At 68.9% G+C, this 20,975-nt stretch carries 18 protein-coding genes and 2 pseudogenes; 9 read left to right on the top strand and 11 right to left on the bottom strand.

Annotated elements, in window-relative coordinates:
• Window positions 1-333: 333 nt before the first annotated feature.
• The 3 genes from AB0937_RS37970 to AB0937_RS37960 all read right to left on the bottom strand — a co-directional run bounded on the left by AB0937_RS37970 (window position 334) and on the right by AB0937_RS37960 (window position 3,773).
• Window positions 334-717 (bottom strand): hypothetical protein, encoded by a 384-nt coding sequence (locus AB0937_RS37970; protein ID WP_366718694.1) that lies wholly within the window; start codon window positions 715-717, stop codon window positions 334-336.
• Window positions 714-2,087 (bottom strand): pre-toxin TG domain-containing protein, encoded by a 1,374-nt coding sequence (locus tag AB0937_RS37965; protein WP_366718692.1) that lies wholly within the window; start codon window positions 2,085-2,087, stop codon window positions 714-716. Before AB0937_RS37965 ends, AB0937_RS37970 begins: the two co-directional genes overlap by 4 nt.
• A gap of 1,197 nt (window positions 2,088-3,284) precedes the next feature.
• Window positions 3,285-3,773 carry a DUF4265 domain-containing protein gene (locus AB0937_RS37960; protein ID WP_366718690.1) on the bottom strand — a complete coding sequence of 163 codons (489 nt, stop codon included), beginning with the start codon at window positions 3,771-3,773 and terminating at the stop codon, window positions 3,285-3,287.
• 261 nt (window positions 3,774-4,034) lie between these two features.
• On the opposite strand from AB0937_RS37960, the gene AB0937_RS37955 reads away from it, so the two are divergent.
• The 6 genes from AB0937_RS37955 to AB0937_RS37930 all read left to right on the top strand — a co-directional run bounded on the left by AB0937_RS37955 (window position 4,035) and on the right by AB0937_RS37930 (window position 9,361).
• Window positions 4,035-4,922 (top strand): site-specific integrase, encoded by an 888-nt coding sequence (locus AB0937_RS37955; RefSeq protein WP_366718688.1) that lies wholly within the window; start codon window positions 4,035-4,037, stop codon window positions 4,920-4,922.
• 69 nt (window positions 4,923-4,991) lie between these two features.
• Window positions 4,992-5,879, top strand: a complete 888-nt coding sequence (locus AB0937_RS37950; RefSeq protein ID WP_366718686.1) for a CocE/NonD family hydrolase C-terminal non-catalytic domain-containing protein — start codon at window positions 4,992-4,994, stop codon at window positions 5,877-5,879.
• A gap of 125 nt (window positions 5,880-6,004) precedes the next feature.
• Window positions 6,005-6,202 carry a hypothetical protein gene (locus tag AB0937_RS37945; RefSeq protein WP_031104392.1) on the top strand — a complete coding sequence of 66 codons (198 nt, stop codon included), beginning with the start codon at window positions 6,005-6,007 and terminating at the stop codon, window positions 6,200-6,202.
• Between the two features lie 81 nt (window positions 6,203-6,283).
• A complete protein-coding gene (locus AB0937_RS37940) occupies window positions 6,284-6,856 on the top strand; it encodes a MauE/DoxX family redox-associated membrane protein (protein WP_366718684.1) in 573 nt (190 codons plus the stop codon).
• A 10-nt stretch (window positions 6,857-6,866) separates the two neighbouring features.
• Window positions 6,867-7,370, top strand: a complete 504-nt coding sequence (locus AB0937_RS37935) for a hypothetical protein (RefSeq protein WP_031104389.1) — start codon at window positions 6,867-6,869, stop codon at window positions 7,368-7,370.
• Window positions 7,367-9,361 carry an ABC transporter ATP-binding protein gene (locus AB0937_RS37930; protein ID WP_366718681.1) on the top strand — a complete coding sequence of 665 codons (1,995 nt, stop codon included), beginning with the start codon at window positions 7,367-7,369 and terminating at the stop codon, window positions 9,359-9,361. The genes AB0937_RS37935 and AB0937_RS37930 overlap by 4 nt, the downstream gene beginning before the upstream one ends.
• Here the strand turns inward: AB0937_RS37930 and AB0937_RS37925 are convergent.
• Both AB0937_RS37925 and AB0937_RS37920 read right to left on the bottom strand, forming a co-directional pair.
• Complete coding sequence (locus tag AB0937_RS37925) at window positions 9,342-11,216, bottom strand: BTAD domain-containing putative transcriptional regulator (protein ID WP_366718679.1); 1,875 nt, start codon at window positions 11,214-11,216, stop codon at window positions 9,342-9,344. The genes AB0937_RS37930 and AB0937_RS37925 overlap by 20 nt on opposite strands.
• 29 nt (window positions 11,217-11,245) lie before the next feature.
• Window positions 11,246-11,698: a S26 family signal peptidase gene (locus tag AB0937_RS37920; protein ID WP_366718677.1), complete on the bottom strand. Its 453-nt coding sequence runs from the start codon at window positions 11,696-11,698 to the stop codon at window positions 11,246-11,248.
• Between the two features lie 299 nt (window positions 11,699-11,997).
• On the opposite strand from AB0937_RS37920, the gene AB0937_RS37915 reads away from it, so the two are divergent.
• Window positions 11,998-12,201, top strand: coding sequence for a hypothetical protein (locus AB0937_RS37915; RefSeq protein WP_031104385.1), 204 nt, complete (start codon window positions 11,998-12,000; stop codon window positions 12,199-12,201).
• A gap of 407 nt (window positions 12,202-12,608) precedes the next feature.
• Window positions 12,609-12,827 (top strand): hypothetical protein, encoded by a 219-nt coding sequence (locus AB0937_RS37910; RefSeq protein WP_366718675.1) that lies wholly within the window; start codon window positions 12,609-12,611, stop codon window positions 12,825-12,827.
• 1,372 nt (window positions 12,828-14,199) lie between these two features.
• Here AB0937_RS37910 and AB0937_RS37905 read toward each other — a convergent pair.
• The 6 genes and pseudogenes from AB0937_RS37905 to AB0937_RS37880 form a co-directional block, all read right to left on the bottom strand.
• Window positions 14,200-14,727, bottom strand: coding sequence for a hypothetical protein (locus AB0937_RS37905; RefSeq protein ID WP_366718673.1), 528 nt, complete (start codon window positions 14,725-14,727; stop codon window positions 14,200-14,202).
• Window positions 14,724-15,269, bottom strand: coding sequence for a pentapeptide repeat-containing protein (locus tag AB0937_RS37900; RefSeq protein WP_366718671.1), 546 nt, complete (start codon window positions 15,267-15,269; stop codon window positions 14,724-14,726). Before AB0937_RS37900 ends, AB0937_RS37905 begins: the two co-directional genes overlap by 4 nt.
• A 36-nt stretch (window positions 15,270-15,305) precedes the next feature.
• Window positions 15,306-16,008 (bottom strand): annotated as a pseudogene (locus AB0937_RS37895) (transposase family protein).
• 151 nt (window positions 16,009-16,159) lie between these two features.
• The gene (locus AB0937_RS37890) at window positions 16,160-18,856 is read right to left on the bottom strand and encodes an NB-ARC domain-containing protein (RefSeq protein WP_366718669.1); all 2,697 of its coding nucleotides are present in this window, start codon (window positions 18,854-18,856) and stop codon (window positions 16,160-16,162) included.
• A 303-nt stretch (window positions 18,857-19,159) separates the two neighbouring features.
• Window positions 19,160-20,026: a hypothetical protein gene (locus AB0937_RS37885; RefSeq protein WP_366718667.1), complete on the bottom strand. Its 867-nt coding sequence runs from the start codon at window positions 20,024-20,026 to the stop codon at window positions 19,160-19,162.
• Between the two features lie 226 nt (window positions 20,027-20,252).
• Window positions 20,253-20,738, bottom strand: a complete 486-nt coding sequence (locus tag AB0937_RS37880) for a hypothetical protein (RefSeq protein WP_366718665.1) — start codon at window positions 20,736-20,738, stop codon at window positions 20,253-20,255.
• 23 nt (window positions 20,739-20,761) lie between these two features.
• Between AB0937_RS37880 and AB0937_RS37875 the strand changes: the two are divergent.
• Window positions 20,762-20,975: pseudogene (locus AB0937_RS37875) on the top strand (hypothetical protein); the annotation flags it as partial.

Genomic DNA, 20,975 nt, shown 5'->3' with positions numbered 1-20,975 from the left:
AACTCACCCCGGAGTCGTTCCACTTCCCCCAGCCTCATGCCAAGAAGATGCCCAACACCAGGCGAGATCACCCGACGTAACGAAGCACTACTAGCTGATGGCGGCGGGCTTCCGAGCGGTTGCTGCACTGGGCGCGGCCGCTCGCCTCGCGTGCGGCCGCGCCCAGGCTGGTCCGCTCGGCGACTTGCCGGGACTGATCCCGTCGTTGGGCGGAGGCCTCGCCCAGGCACCTGCTCTCCTCCCGCCTGCCCCTGCCGCTTAAGGGCGAGAGCCTGTGAGATTGACCTACCGTGCTCCGCCAACGGGACGCGGAGGACGGCGTGGCTTGCTCACCTACCCGGCCGTCAACACCTCCAGAGCGGCCGACGCGGCGTCCACCACGGAGGGCCAGGCAGGGGAAGCCAGAAACCGTTCGTCCGGCTGGTCACGGCCGACCTCGTCCAGAGCACGGGTCAGTTCGCCGGCCAGTCTGCTCATGGCCTCGACCTCCGCCTCGCTGGCCAGCGTCCTGCCGAGCGCGGCCCGCGGGTCGGCGAGCACCGTGGTGTCGTCGTACAGGATGTTGACGGTAAGTGTGAGATCGTCGTAGTAGTCCGCCGACGGGTACACGCGGTCGACCCATACACGCTGCTGGTACGCCGGATCCGCCAGAGCACGTACGGATGCGATGATCTCCGCGCGCATGTCGGGGAGCGTGATGTCATGTCGAGCTGTCACGGCTTGTTCCACGCCTTCCACTTCAGCCATTCGTCCAGGGGAATGTGGGCTGCCCGCGCATTCTCCTTGATGGAGCCGCTGATGGGCTTGCCGTCGCGGCCGATGACCTTGCCACCCGAGTTGATGACGACATGGTCGACCTGCTGATAGACCTGCGAGTTGTTCGCATTACCCTGGTCGATACGGACCCCGTTCCCCTTGCCGTCGTTCCAGCGATAGCCGACGCCCTTGCTGTTGACCTGCTCGAATTCCTTGAGCGACGGGGGAACCTTGTCGTAAGCCTGGCGTGACAGCCAGCCGTCGATCTTTCCCGTGGCCTTCTCGGCCTTCATGGCATCCCTGAGCTCCTCGGCCTTGATCGCGCTCTTGCCCGCCTTCATCCAGCGCAGCAGGATCACCGAGCCGAGCAGTCGGTCGGTCGGGCTCAGCTTTTCGCCGGTGACGGTGCCTTCACCTGTGATCGCCTCGATGATGCCCTTGCCGTCGCCGATGCCCGGCAGCAAGTCCAGCAGGGCAGAGGTCATGGCCTTCGATGCCGCGTCCTCGAGCGGAGAGCTGCCGCCCTTGCCGAAGTCCTTGAGAGCCTTGGAGAAGTCGACCTTGCCGATCGTGGGCAGCTCCCGGAGTTTCTGGGCGGCCTTTGCGATCTGCGGAACCGCTTTGTTGAGCTCCGCCATTCCCCGGTTGGCCTCGGCGATTCCCTCGTTCGCCTTCTGCATGCCGGCATTGGCTTTGGTGATGCCCTTGTTCATCTCGTCAAGGGCCTTGTTGACGTCTGCGACAGCGGAGTTCATCTTATCGAGACCAGAGTTCATCTGATCGAACCCCTTGATGATGTCGTCAAGGGCCTTGTTCAGTTCCGGGTCCGTGATGAAGTCGGCGATGGCGTTGATCGCGATGATGCCGTAGTAGACGGCGCGGCCGAGGGCAACGGCCGTCTCGATGCCGTGTCCGAGCTCCAGGGTGATCTCGCGCAGTTGCTTCTCAGCCTGGTCCTCCAGCTTCTTGATCTCTGCTTTGGCCTGCGGCGACAGGTTGTCGCTCGATGTGAGGCGTGCCTTGGCCGAGAGGAGGTCCGCGTACTGGTTGATGTGCTTTTCGATGTCGGCCTTCAGGAAGGCGTCGTCCCGGTGTTCGTTCGTGGCGGCGTGCGTGCCGTGCGCCACGATCAGCAGCACCGGAATCCCGTAGATGGAGACGCGGCCGAGCTTCGCGAGACACGTCAGCCGCTTATCCAGGGGCGTGTTGTCGCAAGTGGTCATCGGCTTCGATGCCCCGGTCGCCGCCGAGGCGGCGGTCGCTCCGCCGGTCAGCAGGACCGAGAGGGCCGTGGTCAGGGCGGCCAGTTTGAGAGTGAGGCGGTGCTTCATTGCTCCCCGTGGTTGGTCGGTCGTCAGTGACACCGCGAGGAGGGGCAACAAGGACGGGCCCGGCACCGAGGATTCCCCCACCTCGGGCACATGCTGCGCTTCCCCCGCGTGTCGCGTGAAGAAGATGTAAGCACATATGGCGACTCGGTTGTTACTTGCGGGTAGTGATTTAAGGGAGAATTGAGGTTGACACTCGCAACCGCCCGTTCCTCGCCCTCACCAAGGTGGCGTCCCGTACTCCACGGCGGTGGAGCCCTGCGGCAACTCGATACGCAAGAGTCGTGCGTGGCAAGACAGCATTGTGTGGGCAGACACGCGGAAGTGACGGCAACGCTGACGGCAACGACGGCACACAGAGACCGTTGATCACCGCCGTCGACGATCTGCTTCAGACCGGCCCTCCGGCTATCAGCAGCACTGGTGAGGCGACAAGGACGGCCACCGGGACCAGGACTCTCGCGGCGGTGAGCTTCGCCTTCTCCTCGTATCGCATGCGCTCAGCCTGTCGTCTAACCTCAACTCCTTGAAGGGGTGGGTATGGATCAAACGGTCTTCGAGTCCATCAGGTACTCAGCTGGGTGTCAGGACTGCGGTGCAGAGCTGGAGTGCTGGGGCGTCCAAGCCTTGGTCCACGGTTCCTTGCGCTGGGACACGGAGTCCAGATGCTCAGCCTGCGGGTTTGCGATAGCTGACCGCGGCGGTGATCTGCCTTCCGGACTACGAGGTCGGCTGCTCTCCGAGCGGGGACCAGCCCGCCTCCAGGTGGATCCATCAGCGAGGAACGCCGCGATCATGCGGGTTCTGCGGGCAGAACTTGGCATAGGTCTGCCGGAAGTCAAGGCCCTGCTGAGGGAGGTCTTGGCGGGAGCCCACTCAGGCACGATGCCTGAGATGAAGTTTCTGGCCCGCAAGCTGCGGGAGTCTGGCGTCGATGCTGTTGCCGCTCGGCCGTAGAGGACCTGCCCTGCCTATTCGGCTGATTCTCCGGGGGTTGGTGCCGACCTTGTGGTGTGCTGGGCGGGTATATGCCTCGCCGGTGGCAAGGACGCGTCCGACGTCGTTGCGGGTGGCGGGCCGTCGGTTCTTCGAGCCGAGCGGTCGGCCGGGGCGGCTGGTTTTGGTACACCGACTGGTGTTCCCAAACGCAAGTGAGAACGCGGCGGCGCCTCATGGGCTTGCGCAACCGCTACGGGACCTTCATCCCGAGGCAGTGGACTTCCAAGCAGCAGTGACACATCCTTCCTCCCAGTGCCACCATCCCTTGGCGTCACCGTGTTCCAAGAGCTGTCGGATTTTTGGCAAGTTTGCCGTCGGCGGGACATCCAGAGCCACCATCCGGTACTTCTCGATACCCTCGCCGGTCGTCCCGAGGCTGTGGAAGATCTCCAGGACACTCTGACGAGCTGCGGCTGAGCCGCCGTCCTTCAACACGATCAACCGGATCGTGCAGTTCTCCGAAGCCCGAACCGTCTCCCCGGCCCAGCGGATGCCTTCACCGTCGACCTCCACTCGAATGATGTCGTCGCTGGCGACTCCGCGTACGAACCACGGTGTGTTGTCCAACCGCACGGTGCCATCCCCGAGGTCCACGGCCCACAGGCTCTCGACGCTGGCCGGCGGCCAACCGTCCTCATCCACGTCCATCCGGAAGTGGACCTTCACGTGGTCGGTGCTGATGTTCGTCACAACATCATCATCCACACCACCTCGGCCGTGTCCTCGGCCCGCCCCCCTCCGCGGGAAGCGATCTCCGGGCGCCCTTTGGCGCTACCTGTGGGCTTTCGGCATCGAGTGGGACCGCGCGGTTCGAGAGGATGCCCTGGACTTCATGCTGTGGAGGAAGCTGGCGGACAAGCCGGTACGTGTCCACTGGCGTCACCGCGGCAAGGACCTGCTGAGATACCTCCGGCCCGGCGTGACAATGCGGCGCCGGGATCTCCGAACCCAGTGACGGGCAAGCCCACCGTCGGCAAGAAGTACGCGCCCACTACCCGGGCGCATTGCGAGACGGTGCTGCGGACCTTCTACGACTTTCACCTGGAGCGCAACACCGGATCGCTGCTGGTCAATCCCTTCCCCCTGGTCCGCAGCCGGCGCTCGGCGCGAGCCAACGCCCACCACAACCCAGAGAAGGAACACAACAAGCAGCGCACCGGCCTCTACCGGCCCAAGGTCCCCAAGCGGATCCCGCGCCGCATCCCCGACGAGAAGTACACCGAGGTCTTCGCGGGTCTCCGCTCGCACCGTGACCGTGCCCTCCTGGCCTTCTGGGTCGCCACCGGCGCCCGCGCCGAGGAACTGCTCACGGCCAAGCAGGGCGATGCGGTTGTCGGCCAGCAGACCATCGGCGTGATCCGCAAGGGCACGCGCGCCTACCAGGAACTGCCCGCCACACTCGACGCGTTCGTCTGGCTGCGGCTCTACCAGGAAGAATCCTGGAACAAGGGCGTCCCCCGCCGCCGCGCGCAGCCGCTGTGGTGGACTCTGCGCCGCCCCTGGCGGCCGTTGGGGTACGACGCGGCGCGCATGATGTTCAACCGCGCCAATGAGCTCTTGGGCGCCAACTGGACTCTTCACGACCTGCGGCACACTGCGACGTTCTTGATGCTCGACGATCCGAACATGCCGCCGGTCTGCGTTCAGCACATCCTCGGCCATAAGCATCTGTCCACCCTGGACATCTGCAACCGGCCCACCAGGGACGACGTGATCTCAGCAGGGCTCGCACACCACGCCCGCCAGGAGCACAAGCGCAACAACCCGCCTCCGGCCCCGCCCGCGCCGGCCTACAACCGGGACTCCCTCGACGTCCTCTTCGGCGGGAGCCCCGGGTGACAAGTACTACCGTCCCGATCGTCACCCCGCCGGCCCTGACCGCGAAGAGCCTGGCCGGCAGCGAGATCGATGCCCAGCTGCAGAGGTTTCCGCCACGTAGCCCGGGAACCGACTGGCCCACTACCCGGATCTCCCGCGAGGAGGTCCTCCACAGGTTGGAGCGACCGCCGTTCAAGAACGGCAAGGACTCCACCCACCAGATGCGGATGGTCGGTGCGCGCCTGCTGCTGCGATGGCTGGAGACCTTCGAGGGGAAGACCTGGCAGCAACGCTGGAACGCCAGCCCGGGCTCCGCCACCTCGGTCGGCTGGACCGAGGCCCCGCTTGCCTGGGGGATCGTTCACGGCAGGAGGCCGCAGAAGGCAGGGCTCGGGTCCGGGCTGCTGGCCCTGGTCTGCGCTGATGTCATCCGTCCCAGCATGCCGTGGCTCGCCAGCAGCCTGTCCCCTCACCTGCGCGAAGCCATCGAAGCCGCCCGCGATCCCAGGGGATTTACCGAACTTCGTGACGCACGCATGCCCGGACACCCGAACCCGCGGCGCACATCGAAGGCGCTCAAGGCCGTGGCCCGCATCCTCGCGGCGAAGGGCGGCGGCATCGGCCACCTCGCGGCTCGTCTGCTACGGCGAGGGCGTCCCCGGCGACACCGGCTGCGCGTACCGGACGAAGCACCGCACCGAGACCATCGATTTCAAGATCGTGACGCGGGGCCGGCTCGACGTCCGCAACCGCGACTCGGCCGCCCGGCCGTCGCCGGTCGTCGAAAGCCGCGAGTACCGGCTGCGCTGGGCCATGCAGCCCCAGGACTACGTCGTCGAGAAGGGGCACCGGCTCGGCGTGGTGCTGAACTCCACCGACCACGACTACACGCTACGAAACCCGCCCGGCACGCGGATGACCGTAAGGACCGGGCTCAGCAGCGTGACGCTCCCGGTGGCGCCCCCGGCCGGAAGCTGAGGAGCCGGCCCCGGGCCCCGCCCCGGACTCCCGTACCGGCGCGGGCCCGGCGGCCGCTGTATGTCCGCTGTACGGGCCGGTCTATGGCGCGTGCGTACCGTCTGCCGAAAGGAGGAGGGGAACTCATGATGCCGTCATTGAGCAAGGTCGCCGACCGGGTGCTCGAGCGTTTCGTGCCGAAGGCGTCCGCGTCCGCGGACACCAGCTGGTGGGAGTACTGCTACTGCACCGCCGACTGGCGCAAGATCTACCGGCTGTGTCACGTGGTGGGCGGACGGACCTCGTGCGGAAAGTGCGAGAACGTCCGCTACATCGGCTGCTGACAGAACACGAGTGCGGGGCGGGCGGCGCTGGCACGCGTCCGGGCCGTCCGCTCCCGTGCCCCACATACGAGGACTTCGCGCATGACCTACGTCGCTTTCGCATGCCGGATTCTCTTGTTCGGTGTCTTTCTGCTGGCGCTCGCCGGAAAGGTGCGCAGCAGGACCGCCTTCGCCTCGCTCGCCCGGTCGATCACTGACCTGCGGCTCTTTCCCCGGAAGGTGTCGAGGGCAGCGGCCGCCGCGGTGATCGCCGGAGAAGTCGCGGTACTTCTGCTGCTCGTGCCCCCGCGAACGGCGCCCCTGGGGCTGGCGGCCGCGGTGCTCCTGCTGCTCGCCTTCACCGCGGGCATCGTGGTGGCACTGCGCGGCGGACGCCGCGCCCCGTGCCGTTGCTTCGGAGCATCGGCCACTCCGCTGGGACCGCTGCACGTGGTCCGCAACCTGATCCTGGCCGGAACGGGCGCGGCCGGCTTCGCGGTGATGACCGCGCTGCCCGCCGCCGGATGGCCGGCTCACGCCGGCGGCGGCGCGGTCGCGGCGGTCGCGGCGGTCGTCGCGGCCCTGCTGGTCGCCCGGCTCGACGACCTGGCCGCCCTCTTCCGCACCGGCCGGCCGGCCCCGGTCGCCGCCCGTCCACGCGCCGTCCACAAGTGAGGTCCCCTTCATGCCTTTTCTGATTGCCGCCGTCGTCCTGGTCGGTGTGCTGTGCCTGTTCGACCTGCTCCTCACCTTCGCGGTGCTGCGCCGGCTGCGCGAGCACACCGCGGAACTCGAACGGCTGGCGGGTCGGCCCGGCTTCTCCTCGTACGACCCGGGCATGCTGGTGGGCCACCGGCTTCCGGAAGCCGCCCGGGCATCCGGCGCCACCCTCGTGGCCTTCTTCGACGCGCAGTGCGACACCTGCCACGACCACGCGCCGAAGTTCGCCGTCCGGGCCCGCCGGTACGGGGCGCTGGCGGTGGTGTCGGGCGACGGGGCGCGCGCCGACGAGCTGGTCGCCGCGGTGGGTCCGGACGCGGCGGTGATCCGGGGTGAGGACGCCCACGCCGTGGCCGACGACATGGGCATCCAGGCCTTCCCCACCTTCGTCCTGGTCGACGGGGAGGGCTCCGTGGTGCAGGCGTCCACCGAGCTGGCCGAGCTGCCCGAGCCGGCCCCGGCGGCGTGAGCGTGGAGAACGGACCGCAGGCCGGGCCCACCGGGCGGGCGGTCACGGCGGGGCCGAGGCGGACCGTGCGGCACCTCGGGGTCGCCTGGTCGATGTGCTGGCGGGCGGGACCGTGGCACGCGCTGGCGTACTCGCTCGTCACCGTCGTCCTCGGCCTGCTGCCCACCGCCACGGCATGGCTGACGAAACTCGTCGTGGACGACCTGACCGGCGGACGACCGGAACACGTGCTGGAGTTGGCGGCGGGCCTGGCCGCCGTGGGCCTCGCGGCCGGTGTGCTGCCGCACCTGAGCGGTTACCTGCAGAACGAACTGGGCCGCCGGCTGGACCGCTTGATGCAGGACCGCCTGTACGGCGCCGTCAACCGGCTGCAGGGGCTGTCCCGGTTCGAGAACCCCGGGTTCCGTAACGACCTCAACATGGCCATGCAGGCGTCCGGGGGCGGGCTCGGCCCCGTCACCACGGGCCTGTTCGACACCGCGCGCAACGTCATCACGCTCGTGAGCCTGCTCGGGACGCTGGCGCTGCTGAGCCCGTCGATGGCCGCACTCGTCACGGTGGCCGCCGTCCCCGCGCTCCTCGCGCGGCTCTCCCTGTCCCGGCGCAGGGTCGGCATGCTCGCGGGAGTCTCCCCCGCGGTCCGCCGCCAGGTCTTCTACTCGCTGCTTCTCACCGACGTCCGCAGCGCGATGGAGACCCGGCTGTTCGGCCTCGGCGACTTCCTCAAGGGGCGCATGCTCACGGAGCTCGCGATCCGGCAGGAGGGCGAACAGCGGCTCGACCGCCAGGAGGCGCGGACGCAGTCCCTCCTCGCGCTGCTGTCCACGGTGGTCGCGGGACTGGGACTCGTGTGGGCGGTGCGGGCCGCCACGACCGGGGCCCTGAGCGTGGGCGACGTGACGGCGTTCGTCGCCGCCGTGGCCGGTACCCAGGCCGCCCTGACCGGTCTGGTGGACAACGTCGCGATGGCGCACGAGGCGCTGCTCGTCTTCGGGTACCACGACAAGGTGAGGTCGCTCCCCGACGACCTGCCGTCGGCGGACCCTTCGGGGCGACTGCCGGCCCTGCGCCGGGGCATCGAACTGCGCGGCGTCTGGTTCCGGTACGCCGAGGACCATCCGTGGATTCTCCGGGGCGTCGACCTGACCGTCCCGCACGGAACCGCGGTCGCCCTCGTCGGGCTGAACGGCGCGGGGAAAAGCACCCTGATCAAACTGCTCTGCCGTTTCTACGATCCGACCCAAGGAGCGATCTACTGGGACGGAGTGGACATCCGCGACGTGTCGCCGGCCGAACTGCGCCGTCGTATGGGCGTGTTGTTCCAGGACTACATGTGTTACGACCTGACGGCGGCGGAGAACATCGGCGTCGGGGAACTCCAGGCGCTCGACGACCGCCCGCGACTGCGCGAGGCCGCCCGGCTCGCCGATGCCGACGGCACCGTGGAGCGGCTGCCCCGTGGTTACGACACCATGCTCAGCCGCATATTCGCCGACCAGGCCGAGGACGACCCGCAGTCCGGGGTCGTGCTCTCCGGCGGCCAGTGGCAGCGGCTGGCGCTCGCCCGCACCCTGCTGCGCGACGACCGGGAGCTGCTGATCCTGGACGAGCCCAGTGCCGGCCTGGACGCCCAGGCGGAGGCGGAGATCCACGCCCGGCTGCGCGAACACCGGGCAGGGCGCACCAGCCTGCTCGTCTCCCACCGGCTCGGCGCGGTCCGCGAGGCTGACGCGATCGTCGTGCTGGAGGGCGGCCGGATCGTGGAAAGGGGAACGCACGAGCAGCTCATGGCCGGGGAGGGCGAGTACGCGCGTCTGTTCGCCATCCAGGCCGAGGGCTATCGCGCCCCGGACGCCCCGGACGCATCCGAGGCCGTGGACGCCCCGGACGCACCGCAGGCCCCGGACGCACCGGCTCGTCCGGACGTGGCGGACCGGCCCGGGGCACCGGCGGCGGAGCCGTCGCACGCGGTCATATCGCCGATCGGCTGAGCACCGGCTCCCTGTAGCGGACCTGGTCGCGGGCGGCGAGCTCTCGCGCGTACAGGCCCGCGAGATCAGGCATCCGGAACCCCTCGCGCGCCACCGGAGTGAGCAGCCCGACGGACACCAGGCAGTCCAGGGCCCGCTCGGTGGCCGGCAGGGCGGCGCCGATGGCCTCGGCGGCGCGCGTCGCGCTGAAGGACGCCCCGAGGGTGCACAGCCGGCGGAACGCCCGTGCGGCGGCGCGGTGTTCGGGGTCGTGGGCCGACAGCTCCCGGTAGCTCCTGGCGTACGACGAGCGCATCGTCAGGTCGGCGACCCGTAATTCGTCGAGGGTGCGCGCCGGGTCGCGCAGCCGGGCGGCGAGTCCGGCGAGGCTCCCCTGCGGGCGGCCGGCGCAGCGGGCCCCCGCGATGCTGAGCGCGAGGGGGTTTCCGTGGCAGAGCCGTGCGATCTCCCGCGCCGCCCGGGGCTCCGCAGTGACGCGCGCGTCCCCGGCCAGCAGGGACAGCAGGCGGACGGAGTCCATTTCGTCCAGGGGGTCCACCGGCACATGCACCGCGTCCAGCGCGGGCAGGACGCTCCGGCTCGTGACCAGCACCGCGCACCCCGGGCCTGCGGGCAGCAGCGGAAGGACCTGGCCGCGGTGGAAGGCGTTGTCGACGACCACGAGGACGCGCCGGCCCGCGACCATGGACTGGTAGTAGGCCGAGACCTCGGAGAGGGCGGTCGGCACGTCCGCCCTGGGCATGCCGAGCGAGCGGAGGAAGTGGCGCAGCACGGTGACCGGGGTCAGGGGGCCGGCGCCGGCCCGCGGGCTGTCGAGATCGACGTAGAGCTGGCCGTCGGGGTAGTCCGCGGCGGCCCGGTGGGCGACGTGCAGGGCCAGCGCAGACTTCCCGCGTCCGGCCGGCCCGTGCAGCACCACGACCGGCGCCCCGGCGGTCGTCCCGTCCCGGGTGCGCAGGGCGTCCCGCACCAGGGACGTCTCGTGCGCCCGTCCGGCGAACGGCCCGGGAGCCCGGGGGAGCTGGCGCGGCACCGTACCGGTGGCCGGGTGCGCGGGCCGCGCCGTCGTCAGGGCGGTGACCTCCGGGACTGACGTCGGATCCGGTTCCCGGCGCAGCACGGCCTGTTGGGTGCGGCACAGCTCCGGCCCCGGGTCCAGGCCGAGTTCGTTGCGCAGCGTTTCGCGGGCGTCGGTGAAGGCGGCGAGCGCGCCGGCCGTGTCGCCGCTGTGGTGCAGGGCGAGCATCAGGCGGCTGCGCAGCCGTTCGCGCAGGGGATGCCGGCGCACGGCCTGGCGCAGGGTGTCGACCACGGCCGCCCCGGTACCGCGCGCGAGTTCCATGTCCGCCTGTGCCTCGATCGCGCTCAGGTACCGCTCGGTGAGGTCCGCCGCGATGCCCTCCAGGGCGGGTCCTTTGACGACGTTCTCCAGTGGCGCCCCGTGCCAGAGTGCCAGGGCGCCGCCCAGTGCGCGGGTGGCCCCCGCCAGGTCGTGCCCGGCCGCCGCCTGCCGTGCCCGCTCGACGAGGGCCTCGAAGCGGGCGATGTCGGTCTCGCCGTCGTCCGTCCGGAGCGCGTAGCCGGAGCGGGACGTGATCAGCCGGGGGTGCGTGCCGTCCGCGGCGGGCGGCAGGAGCCGGCGCAACTGCATCACATACGTGCGCAGGTTGGGCACCGCCGACCGGGGCGGGGTGCCGCCCCAGAGTTCTTCCACGAGGGCGGGCACGGAGACGACGCCGCCCCGGTGGGCGACCAGCATCGCGAGAATGGTGCGCTGTTTGTCAGCGGCTATACGGACGGTCTGGCCACCGTCCACGATTTCCAGCGGGCCGAGTGCCCGGAACTCGACGGTCATGCTTGTGGCTGTCCCCCGGTATGTGATTTTTACAAAGCACTGCCACCCAGTCGGCGGACCGCCACGCCCATGATCCGGTCGGCCTCGAAAAATCCCCGATGACGGGAATCAATACTGTCCGGATTGTCGCCGAGCACCACCAGCCGACCGTCCGGGACCTCGGTGAGGTCTCCGCCTCCCGGTATTCCTTCCGGAATACGGTCCCCGGGAAGCGCGGCGGCCCGCTTGATGTTCCATGCGCGGTCGCTCAGCGGTTCGTAGTCGCCCGTCCTTCGCGGGGGCTGCAGTACGACGATGTCCCCGGTCCGCACCTGGTCGACGGTGCGGCGTTCCACCACCACCCGGTCGCCGGGCGAAAGCGTCGGCGCCATGCTGGCGCCTTCCACGGTGACCACGGTGTATCGGCCGCGTATGCGGAGCGCGGCAAGGACGGCGCCGACGAGGCCGACAAGGAACCCCACGGCAATCAACAGAACAGGCACAGACACCCCCCGTGGGTTCCGCCGGTCGGTGTGATCGTGCCCGCCCGCCGTATTGCCTGTCAACGTATTTCTTCTTGCCCCCGCGGGAAACCCGGGGGTGCGTCGCGCCCTGTTCGCCCCCTTTGCGATTCGCGTGGAAGTTGGGTGTCTATGAGCGTATCGAGCGGTTCGCTGGACACGGTTTGCGGACCGGTCTCTTCCGCTCGCTGTATCCGAACTGTACGAAGCGCCGTATCTGCCGTTGCTACGGTCGAATCCGCTTCTTTCCGGCAGTGCGTACTCGAAAGGAAACGGCAGTGATGGGATTCATGGGGACGATGGGCGACAAGATTCTGGGCAGGCTCGTGCCCAAGGCCGTGGCCCAGGCGGACACCACCTTCCAGAAGATCTGCTACTGCAGCCAGCGCAACAGCTTCTACTACCGGCAGACCTGCCATGTGGTCGGTGGCTACACCTCCTGCGGCACCTGCTACCTCAGCTCGCCCTGCCGGCCGTCGGCCTGACGGTGACATGGCGATCGGGCCGCGGGCGCGCCGTCCGCGGCCCGATCGGCGCGCTGTTCGTCCGGAGGCCGCTCAGCCGTCGCCCCGCACCCGCTGCCGGCGGACGGCGGCGGCGTCCTTCAGGACCCCGAGAGAAGCTTCCCGCTCCTGAAGGACGGTCTGCCAGAGGATGCCCTGCCGCCCCTGAGGCGACCGCTCTGACAGATCTTGCAGTCGGTGAAAATGCTGGGGCCGCCTCGGCGACCAGCACTCTGTGATCAGCGAAGCCACTCCCGCACGCACGCCAGCAAGCACTGGGGCTACCGCCGTACGTCTCGTACTCCGTCATCGCCGCCTCCCACTGCCTGCAGCGTCGGGCACGGGGACAGGACCTCGCAGGTGGGGCACTTCCCGCCCGGGATCGCTGGATGAAGGGCGCGCACGTCATCGACAGCGGCCGCGAGCCGGTTGCGTTGATCGGCGAGTGGCACGACGACCCGACCGAGCACCGACTCGACGATCCACTGATTGCGGAGCTGCTCGCGCTCGCCGGTCGGCGGCTTGGTGCCGGCGCGGAGGGCCAGAGTGATCTCTCGGCGTGGGTGGGGTCGGGATGCCACAGCCGCCACGGTTCGTGTGTTCGCTAAGCAGGCGCAGAGCTTCCCAGCAGGTTCGCGTCTTGCCAGTGGAGGATCCGCCCACCAGCACCGCGATCCGGCTGGTGCCGACGGCGGCTTGTGCCACGACCTCGGCCAGTAGCCGGTCATGCTCGCGTTCTACATACGCCGGAAGGTCGGGCAGACCGGCAACCTCAGAGCCAATCGCACGGTGTACTTCCAGGTGGAACGGGTCGGTCACCTCCGCCAGCAGCTGCCCCGGCCGCATCCGTTCCAGGATCTCCCGGTCCTGTGCGGCCAACACACTGGTGCGCGTGCCGTCTGCCCGGCGGTGGACCTCGGCCTGGTAGGCGCTCCGCCACTGTTGGTCGTTCAGCAGCAGGGCCACGTCCGGCTCCTGCAGCAGCCCGGCCTCTTCCGCCTTGATCCGCACGGCCGGCCCGCACCACTTTCAGCAGCGGGTCGGTGTCCTGCGGAAACCGTCCGCCGTACAGCCACTTCCCGATCGTCGTGGGACTGGCCCCGGCAGCCCGGGCCAGGGTGTGGTCGGACGGCTGACGCTCCAGACGCTCGTCGCGCAAGGTGACCAGCTCGGCGATCAGCGCCGTGTACTCCGGCTCCCACGCCGCTCCCGGCATTACGACGCCTTCCTTCCCCTGCCAGCCCCCGCCTGGGGTGTCCACCCTGCCCCTGGACACTCCTGGTGACGCACTACATGACGTGGCGTGAACCCTAGCGCTCATCAGGCCTTTTGAGCCCGGCATGCCCCATTATCTATCGGACTCCTGTGGGACGACGTGGTGGACAGTCAGCATCGGACTCATCCCGCACGGCCCACCCCGGGTCGTCACTACCTACGGGGAGATCCCGCGATGAGCCCGCTGCAGACCGTGTCCCTGCTGCTCGCCCTGTCCGCTGCCCTCAGCATCGCGTTCAGTGCTGGCCTGCTGGCCCGCCCTCCGGTGCTGGCATCTCTCAGGCGATCCTGACTGGCGCGGGCTCCGCAGCCACCAGCCTGGGCATCTACTTCGCGGCCGTTGGCGCCTACAAATGACTCCACCCATGGCAGGCGATGTGCGGAATCAAGCCTCAGCTCGCACAACGACGGCGGGTCATCGTTGCCGTGCAGGCTCAACCACATGTGCATGGCAGTGCCTCGTGGGGCTCTTGACGAGTTCCCGCACCGGCGCCCTCGGATCGGCCAGCCCTCCTTGCCCACATTTACCTGTGAGGCCCCCGACCCACCGCATCGTGGGGCGGCGGCTCACGTGCCCAACGCGACCGAAAGACCCGCAGATATCCGTTATGCACGTACCGCCCTGGACTGCTTGCCTCACATAGCTGAGCCGTCCGGCGACCTCAGATAACCGAAGCGCCCAGATGCGGAAGGGGCGCGTGTTGGTCAGCGTTTGATGCGTCCGCGTACGGCGAGGACGGCGAGTGCGAGAAGGGCCGGCTCCAGGAGGCGGGAACCCATCTCGATGTAGGTGCTGGTGGTGGTGAGGTCTTGGCCGCTGGAGCGGAAGATCACGGAGTTGAGGGTGACGTTGAGTGCCTTCTCGAACCGCTTGGCGGTGAACCGGTCGTGGGTGGGGTTCGGGTCGTCCTTGTCGATGGTGCAGGTGACGCGGCCGCCACCGGCCGGGACGGTCCCGCTCGCTTGCCTGGGGGAATTCTGGGGAAGGCCGAATCCCATGAGCAGCACAATGGTGATGATCATCGCAGCGATCAGCCATCCCGCAGCACGGGAGGCCCGCAGGCCATAGCCGGACAGGAGCCAGTAGCCGTGCAGCAGGACACGTTCTGAGCGGGACGTGTTGTCACGATCGTGCCGCCGCATCTCCATCTCCCCGTAGTAGAAGTCCGCGGCTCCGGGTTCGTTCTTGCTGTCCTCGAACGCTTTGCGCAGCTGGCGGTACACCGCAGTCACGTCGTCAGGATCCGGTGTGCGTGCGGGATCGCCGTGGCTGCGCCCGGTGCGCCGCATACGTTCTGCGGCACCGTCAGGATTGGGTGCCTGCTCTTCGTCCTGGGGCGCGCCAGTGATGTTCCTCGGCCACGGTGCGTCTCTGTGACCAGCGCGCCGGGCAGATACCGAAGCGTCGGTGGATGCCTTAACTGGTCGAGGTGGAAGGCGCCCCTGAACTGGCAGTTGCTGAGATCCGTGTCGGTGAGTACCAGGTGGGCGGCGTCCGCCTTGTCGAACCACGCATCTCCGACGAAGCGAGCATCCGTGAAGGACGCTTCTGCGTCGAACTGTGCGTTCCTGAAGCGCACCCCATGCTCGAAGCTCACCTGATCGAAGTGGGCTTTCCCGGCGAAATGAGCTCCGCGGAATCGGGCAGGTCCGCCGAATTGCACAAATCTGAACTCGGCCGCGCCAGCAAATTTCGCCTTGCCGAGCCATGCCTTTCCCGCGAACGATGCCTCTGCGAAAGGTGCAGCTTCCCGAAAGTTCGCATCCTCGAACATTGCGTCACCCAGGACGGCATGACCCACTGAGCGTTTTCAGCGTTGTCGCTCCAGGGTGAGGATGGCGGCGGCGATTGACGACATTCGATTCGGGCTGCATCGGGCTTTGCGGAAGATCCTCCAGGACTTGAGCCGCGCTCGACCGGTGCTCGGGCTGCGGACAGCGCGCGTTTGACGGTTTGCTGGGTGGGTGTGAGGTCGCGGCCTGGAGGGCGTCTGAGGGGTGTTGTCACCCATGGGCTGGCTCCTATGTAGGCGCGGTCGGCGAGGACTGGGATGCCCTGGCGGTCAGGTCGTGCGCCCGGCCGGGCAGGGCGGGCGAGATCCACAGCAGTCGTCCTGCTGGATCGGTTACCACCTGGACGTTCACCCCGTGGCGTCGGTGTTTTTGTGAGAAGTCGGCTCGGCTGTCGCCGACCCGGTCGCACTCTGCGAGGGTGCCGTCCAGCAGGACGTAGTCGGGGTCGGCTTCGCGCAGGGTCCGTAGGAGCCCGGGTGCCCGGTCGGCGAGCAGGTCGATGACGCCTGCCGTGTAGGCGTGGGCGGTGCCAACGGAAACGCCGAAGCCGGCGGCGAGTTGGGCGAGGGTGTCGTGCCGCCGCAGCTACACCAGGCCGACGAGGGCACGCTGGTGCGGTGGGAGCTTGCAGCGGCGGTCACCCTCTCGGGTGACGATGAGCATGGTGACCCACTCGACCAGGGCATGAGGCAGGTCGAGTGCGGCAGGATAGGGAACCAACAAGTTCCTGTGCCAATGAGTTGAGACGTCGAACATCTCTCTCAACGGCATAGGAACCTTGTCCGTTGCGGATGCCTCCGTCGGTCACCTCACCAGTGGCCACGCTGAAGGAGCCCACTGATTCCTGATGCGGTCTGTCAAGCCGCAGGAATTACTGATGGCGGCGGAAGCGACTGGCGCGGGGCACGGGGCGGTTGAGTGTCCTGCAGAGCTCGGTGTCGGCAAGATCGGGGAAGGGCATGCCGGCGGCGTGGTAATGGGTTCGGGACTGCTGGAGGGTGTGGAGGACGTCGTGATGCCGGCCGGCGGCGCCGTAGAGACGGGCAAGGCGGAAGCTGGCCTGCGCGGCGCCGACGTGGTCGCGGGGGCCGGCGAGGGCTTGTTCTGCCAGCGTGATGGCGTCGCTGAGGCGGTTTGCCTCGGCGTGCAGCAGGGCTTGCACGGTCAGTGCTCTGCTGCGGCCTCGATGGTCGCCGCAGGCGTCGGTCTCCTGAAGCGCGCGACTGATCAGTTCGGCGGCGGTGTTGTCGCCCTCGTAGAGCGCCATGTCGGCCAGCCCCAGGGTGGCCCAGGTGTGCCCGCGGTGGTCCCGGACAGCGTGCAGGGTCTGGGCACCGTGCTCGTAGTGGGTGCGGGCCGCGGCCCACCGCGGATCCAGTGCGGGCCGGCTTGTGACGTGGCACCCGGGCCAGGGGCCTGCGTACCAGCGGCGGGGGAGCGGGCAGCCGCCCACCGTGCTCTCCTTCTCGGTGTCGGCGCGGGTGCGCAGGATCCAGCCGACACCGCGGGTTTCCTCGTTGGCAGCGAACAGGGCCTGCGCTTCGTCGAGTTGGGCGAGGGCTTCGGTGTAATGAGCGTGGTGCCGGCTGATCACCGCCTTTTCCCGCAGGGTCCAGGCCAGCCCGCGCTCAAGCGGCAGGGCCCTGAAGAGCCTCTCGGCCTCGGTGAGCGTTCGCGCCGCTTCCCGCAGCACGCCCTGCTGGCGTTGCAGGATTCCCAGGTTGCCCAGGGCGTCGCTCTCGCCGTGTGCGTCACCCGAGCTGTGGAAGAGAGCGACCGCTTCGCTGAAGCACTCTGCGGCCCTGCCCACGTCACTGCCGCCGTCACGCAAGGCTTCGCCGAGGTTGCGCAGCAGCGCGGCACGGGCCCCGCCATCCCCCAGACGGTTGGCAGCGTCCAGAGCAAGCTCATGGACCTGGCTGCTGATGTCCCAGCGCCACTGATGCTCAAGAGCGATACTCATCGCGTCGGTGATCTCCCAGCACAGCTCCCACCACCCGCGAGCGTGAGCATGGGCGACAGCTGCCACCAGCACCACACGCTCGGCTTCGAACCACTCGACGGCCTCCCACACATCACCCGCCACAGCGTCGTCCGGCGGCGGACGGCGGACCGCCCCATCACGGCCGCTGTGCCGGGCACCGGCCGGCCGTAACCGCGCGTCGGCTGCGTCGGCCGCGCTGAGGAGGGCCCCCAACAGACGCCGCACGGCGCTGTCGGCCTCGTCCGCCGGCTGCTCGGCCGCTCGCTCCTTGGAGAACCCGCGCGCGAGATCGTGCAGCACGATGCGCTGGTTGTCTGCCTCGCCTCGGCGAGCCTGCACGAGATGCGCCAGCAGCAGACCCTCCAGGCACGCGTCGGCCGCATCGGCGTCCACGTCCAGCAAAGGCGACAGCGCCCAGGCCGGCAGGTCGGGAGTGTCCAGGGCCGACAACAGCCTGAACGCACGCTGCTGCAACGACGGGAGCGCCTGATAACCGGCGCGGAAGACCGCGCGCACACTGCGCTCGCCCAGGCTCAGCACATCCAGCCGCCGGTGGTCGTCAGCGAGATCGCGGGCGAAGGAGCCCACAGTACGGGCGGGAAACGTGGCCAGCCGCGCTCCCGCGATGCGCAGGGCCAGCGGCAGCCCGCCGCACAGCCGGACCACGTCGCGACCTGCTTCGGGGTCCTCGTCCACCCGGTCCCCGCCGCCGATCCGTCTCAATAGATCCCAGGCGGTGTCCTCGTCCAGCCCCGGCAATGCGACGCGCTCATCCACGGCCAGCGTGGCAAGTACCCGGCGGCTGGTGATCAGGACAGCGCACGAAGACCCACCCGGCATCAGCGCACCCACCTGCTGTTCACTGGCCGCGTTGTCCAGGACGATCAGGACACGCCGGTCGGCCAACACCGTACGGAACTGCCGTGTCCGTCCGGCCTCGTCATCGGGGATTCGTCCGCGCGGTATTCCCAGAGCCACCAGGCAGTCACCCAGGACCTCGCCCACGGCAGCAGGACGTTCCTCCGCCCCGTTCAGATCGACGAAGAGCTGGCCATCGGGGAAAGACGGCATCAGTCGATGAGCAGCCTGCACCACGACAGCCGTCTTGCCGATCCCGCCCGGACCGTGCACCAGGCACACCCTGCCCCCGCCCGCACGCTCAGCAGCCTCCACCAGCCGCGCCAACTCCTGGCCGCGACCGGTGAAATCTGCCACCGCCAACGGCAGCTGACGCGGGATGCCGGACGATTCCGGGAGAAGGAAATCGCCATGGGCGAGGACCGGCGCGTGCGGCGACAGCAGCACCGGCAGCTCCTCAACGCCTGCGGGATCCTCACCCAGAGCCAGTACCAGCCGCCGTCGCAGCAGAGCCTGTGCAGCCGGAGAACGGCCCGCCTCATCGACCAGAGCCGCTCCCTCCTCACCGGGCAGCCGTCCGGCGATCCACCGGTACAGCCGCCCCAGCCGGTCGGCTACCGACTGCTCCACACCCTCAATCGCGCGATTCGCCAGACCGGCACCCAGCCTCTTCGCAGACACGATCGCCAAGGCGACCACTGCCGCCACGAGCTCCTCGACCGTCATCGACCGCCCCCCGGGTCCTCCGCCGTAGCAGCCGCGCCGTCCCCAAACGCGCTACCGCCGCCCCGACGTCAGTCATGCCCAGAACGCCGCCAAACGGCACCTGGCCGCTCTTCCAATGGCCATCAATGCCGCTCTTCGCGGCTCCCTGCCAGAAGTTCGCGGCACAGCGGTCGTTAACTGAGACGCTGTCAAGAAGGACGGCGGCACGTTGCTCCCTGCGCGGTCAAGCGGGGTGCCAGCGCATTCCCCGGCCTGAACGGATGGTCGACGATCGAGTAGAAATAGGCCTTCCATGCCTGAGTATCAGCTGCTGAGGTCGAACACACCCCAGGTTGTGAACGGCTCGGCCTGGACGTAGATCCTGTTTCCTCGGCCGACAACCCGCCGACGGCCGGGGGCAGAGCCATCGGGCAGGGTGAGCAGCCCGACGTCCGTTGACTCGACGGATGTTTCGATGATCTCTCCGTGGACAAGTCGGTCCCGCGCCTCGCCGTAGCCGCCGTAGAAGGCGACCCGCTCACCGTGCACGGCCACCACTTTGGCGCCCCGTACGCGGTTCGCCCACACCCTGACGGGCCGATCGGTGCGGTCGGGGCGTATCTCGACGAGCGGGAAGTCCGTGTATGGGCACGCCCAGGCGGTGGTGCCCGACACGTTCAGGGCGTAGCAGTCGAAGAGACCGGGGATGCGGGCGTCGTCTGACGTCCAAGCGAGTCGGCCCGTGGCGCTCCAGCAGCGGATTCCCACCGGGTTCTCGTCGAAATGCCCTACCCAGATACGGCTGGCCTCGTCCACGAGTAGGTGCTCGATGGCGTCTCCGACGGAGAAGGACAGGGTCTCACGGCCGAGCGCGTCGAAGACCTGGACCTGGTTCGCGTCCTCGTGTCGGCGGGCGCGAGACGCGGCGACGACAAACCCGCCGTCGGGCAGGCGGTCCAGGTGCGGCCAGCGGGCCCGCACGGCGCTCAACTCGGTGAGTTCGACGTTGCCGCCCGGATCGACGGAAACGACCAGCGCGTCAAAGGGCAGGACATCGCCGCTGGGCTGCGGAGCGCGTTCGGCAAGCAGCCAGTGGGCGGCGCCGAAAACGTCGACGGTACTGGTCAGGACGTGGCGGTCGTGGTGCGCTCGGGGCAGGTGGGCGTAGGGAACGAGAACGGTCTTCTGCACGGTGGGCTCTCCTGAGTGGGCGGTCGGTCACGGCCATCGGTCACTGCGGTGCGGCGATCGGCGGCGCGCGAGCGGTGGAGAGCGGAGCGGGGCGCCTAGAGGGCATGGCCCTTTCTGGTCGTCATGAGGTGATCCTGGTCGACATCCGACCTAGGGACAAGCCATTTCGGGTGTGACTGAGCGCTCCAGCTGGCGCCGTTCGCCAACTGGAGGGCTCCGTCGGGTGTCAGCCGAACCAGACGACGAGGCGTACGTTGTCCGGGCCGTGGACCTCGCTGAGAACAGACATCACGCGCCAGACCCGACCCCAATCGGTGTGGGTTCCCGCGGCTGCGGCGCGGCTTCGTGTGCCGGAGGCGTCTGTCTCCTGCCAGTCGGTGGCCTCGAGCTCAGCCCAGGTCAGCCAGGTGGTCCCGTGCACGTCGTCCGGGCCGCCGTAGGCCAAGAAGTCCCTGCGCAGCCCGTCCGAGACGTCATGTGGAAAGCCGCGCCCTTCGGCCAGGCGCCGGAAGCCAAAGGAGTTGCGAATGCCGAAGACACAGGCCAAGCCGTCGTAGGCGTTGCCCCTGTTGAGCAGGAAGAGGTCGATGCCGGCTTCCCATACCGAGTCCTCGTCCTCCGGTCCCCACAGCCGGGCCCCCGGCCGACACTCGATCACCCCGCTGACATCGGTTGACATGCCCGCGAAGAGCGCTGCCTGACCCGCGATCATGCCGTGGCTTCCTGCACGAGCCCATGCTCAGCGCCCCCATCCGCCAGCCCGTCCTGCGACCCGGCTGGGCCGCGGAGGCGAAGGACGGATTCCGGGCGCTGGTCTCCGCCGATGCTGCAAGGTGGTGCTGCGCTCCCGGCGCGGCAGCGAGATGGGCCCCGCGTTCCCGGAATCCGTCCTTCGCCTCCGCGGCCCAGCCGGGTCGCAGGACGGGCTGGCGGATGGGGGCGCTGAGCA

It is taken from the genome of Streptomyces sp. NPDC047880 (genome assembly GCF_040706515.1).
Classification (GTDB): domain Bacteria; phylum Actinomycetota; class Actinomycetes; order Streptomycetales; family Streptomycetaceae; genus Streptomyces.
This window is presented reverse-complemented; position numbering and strand designations above follow the sequence as displayed.

Bases quoted from the DNA above. Each gene is read 5' to 3' on its own strand.
- AB0937_RS37965 (WP_366718692.1), bottom strand. From the start codon at position 2,087: ATGAAGCACCGCCTCACTCTCAAACTGGCCGCCCTGACCACGGCCCTC.
- AB0937_RS37950 (WP_366718686.1), top strand. From the start codon at position 4,992: ATGCCCAGCTGCAGAGGTTTCCGCCACGTAGCCCGGGAACCGACTGGC.
- AB0937_RS37945 (WP_031104392.1), top strand. From the start codon at position 6,005: ATGATGCCGTCATTGAGCAAGGTCGCCGACCGGGTGCTCGAGCGTTTC.
- AB0937_RS37940 (WP_366718684.1), top strand. From the start codon at position 6,284: ATGACCTACGTCGCTTTCGCATGCCGGATTCTCTTGTTCGGTGTCTTT.
- AB0937_RS37935 (WP_031104389.1), top strand. From the start codon at position 6,867: ATGCCTTTTCTGATTGCCGCCGTCGTCCTGGTCGGTGTGCTGTGCCTG.
- AB0937_RS37925 (WP_366718679.1), bottom strand. From the start codon at position 11,216: ATGACCGTCGAGTTCCGGGCACTCGGCCCGCTGGAAATCGTGGACGGT.
- AB0937_RS37915 (WP_031104385.1), top strand. From the start codon at position 11,998: ATGGGATTCATGGGGACGATGGGCGACAAGATTCTGGGCAGGCTCGTG.
- AB0937_RS37910 (WP_366718675.1), top strand. From the start codon at position 12,609: ATGAAGGGCGCGCACGTCATCGACAGCGGCCGCGAGCCGGTTGCGTTG.
- AB0937_RS37900 (WP_366718671.1), bottom strand. From the start codon at position 15,269: ATGTTCGAGGATGCGAACTTTCGGGAAGCTGCACCTTTCGCAGAGGCA.
- AB0937_RS37890 (WP_366718669.1), bottom strand. From the start codon at position 18,856: ATGACGGTCGAGGAGCTCGTGGCGGCAGTGGTCGCCTTGGCGATCGTG.
- AB0937_RS37880 (WP_366718665.1), bottom strand. From the start codon at position 20,738: ATGATCGCGGGTCAGGCAGCGCTCTTCGCGGGCATGTCAACCGATGTC.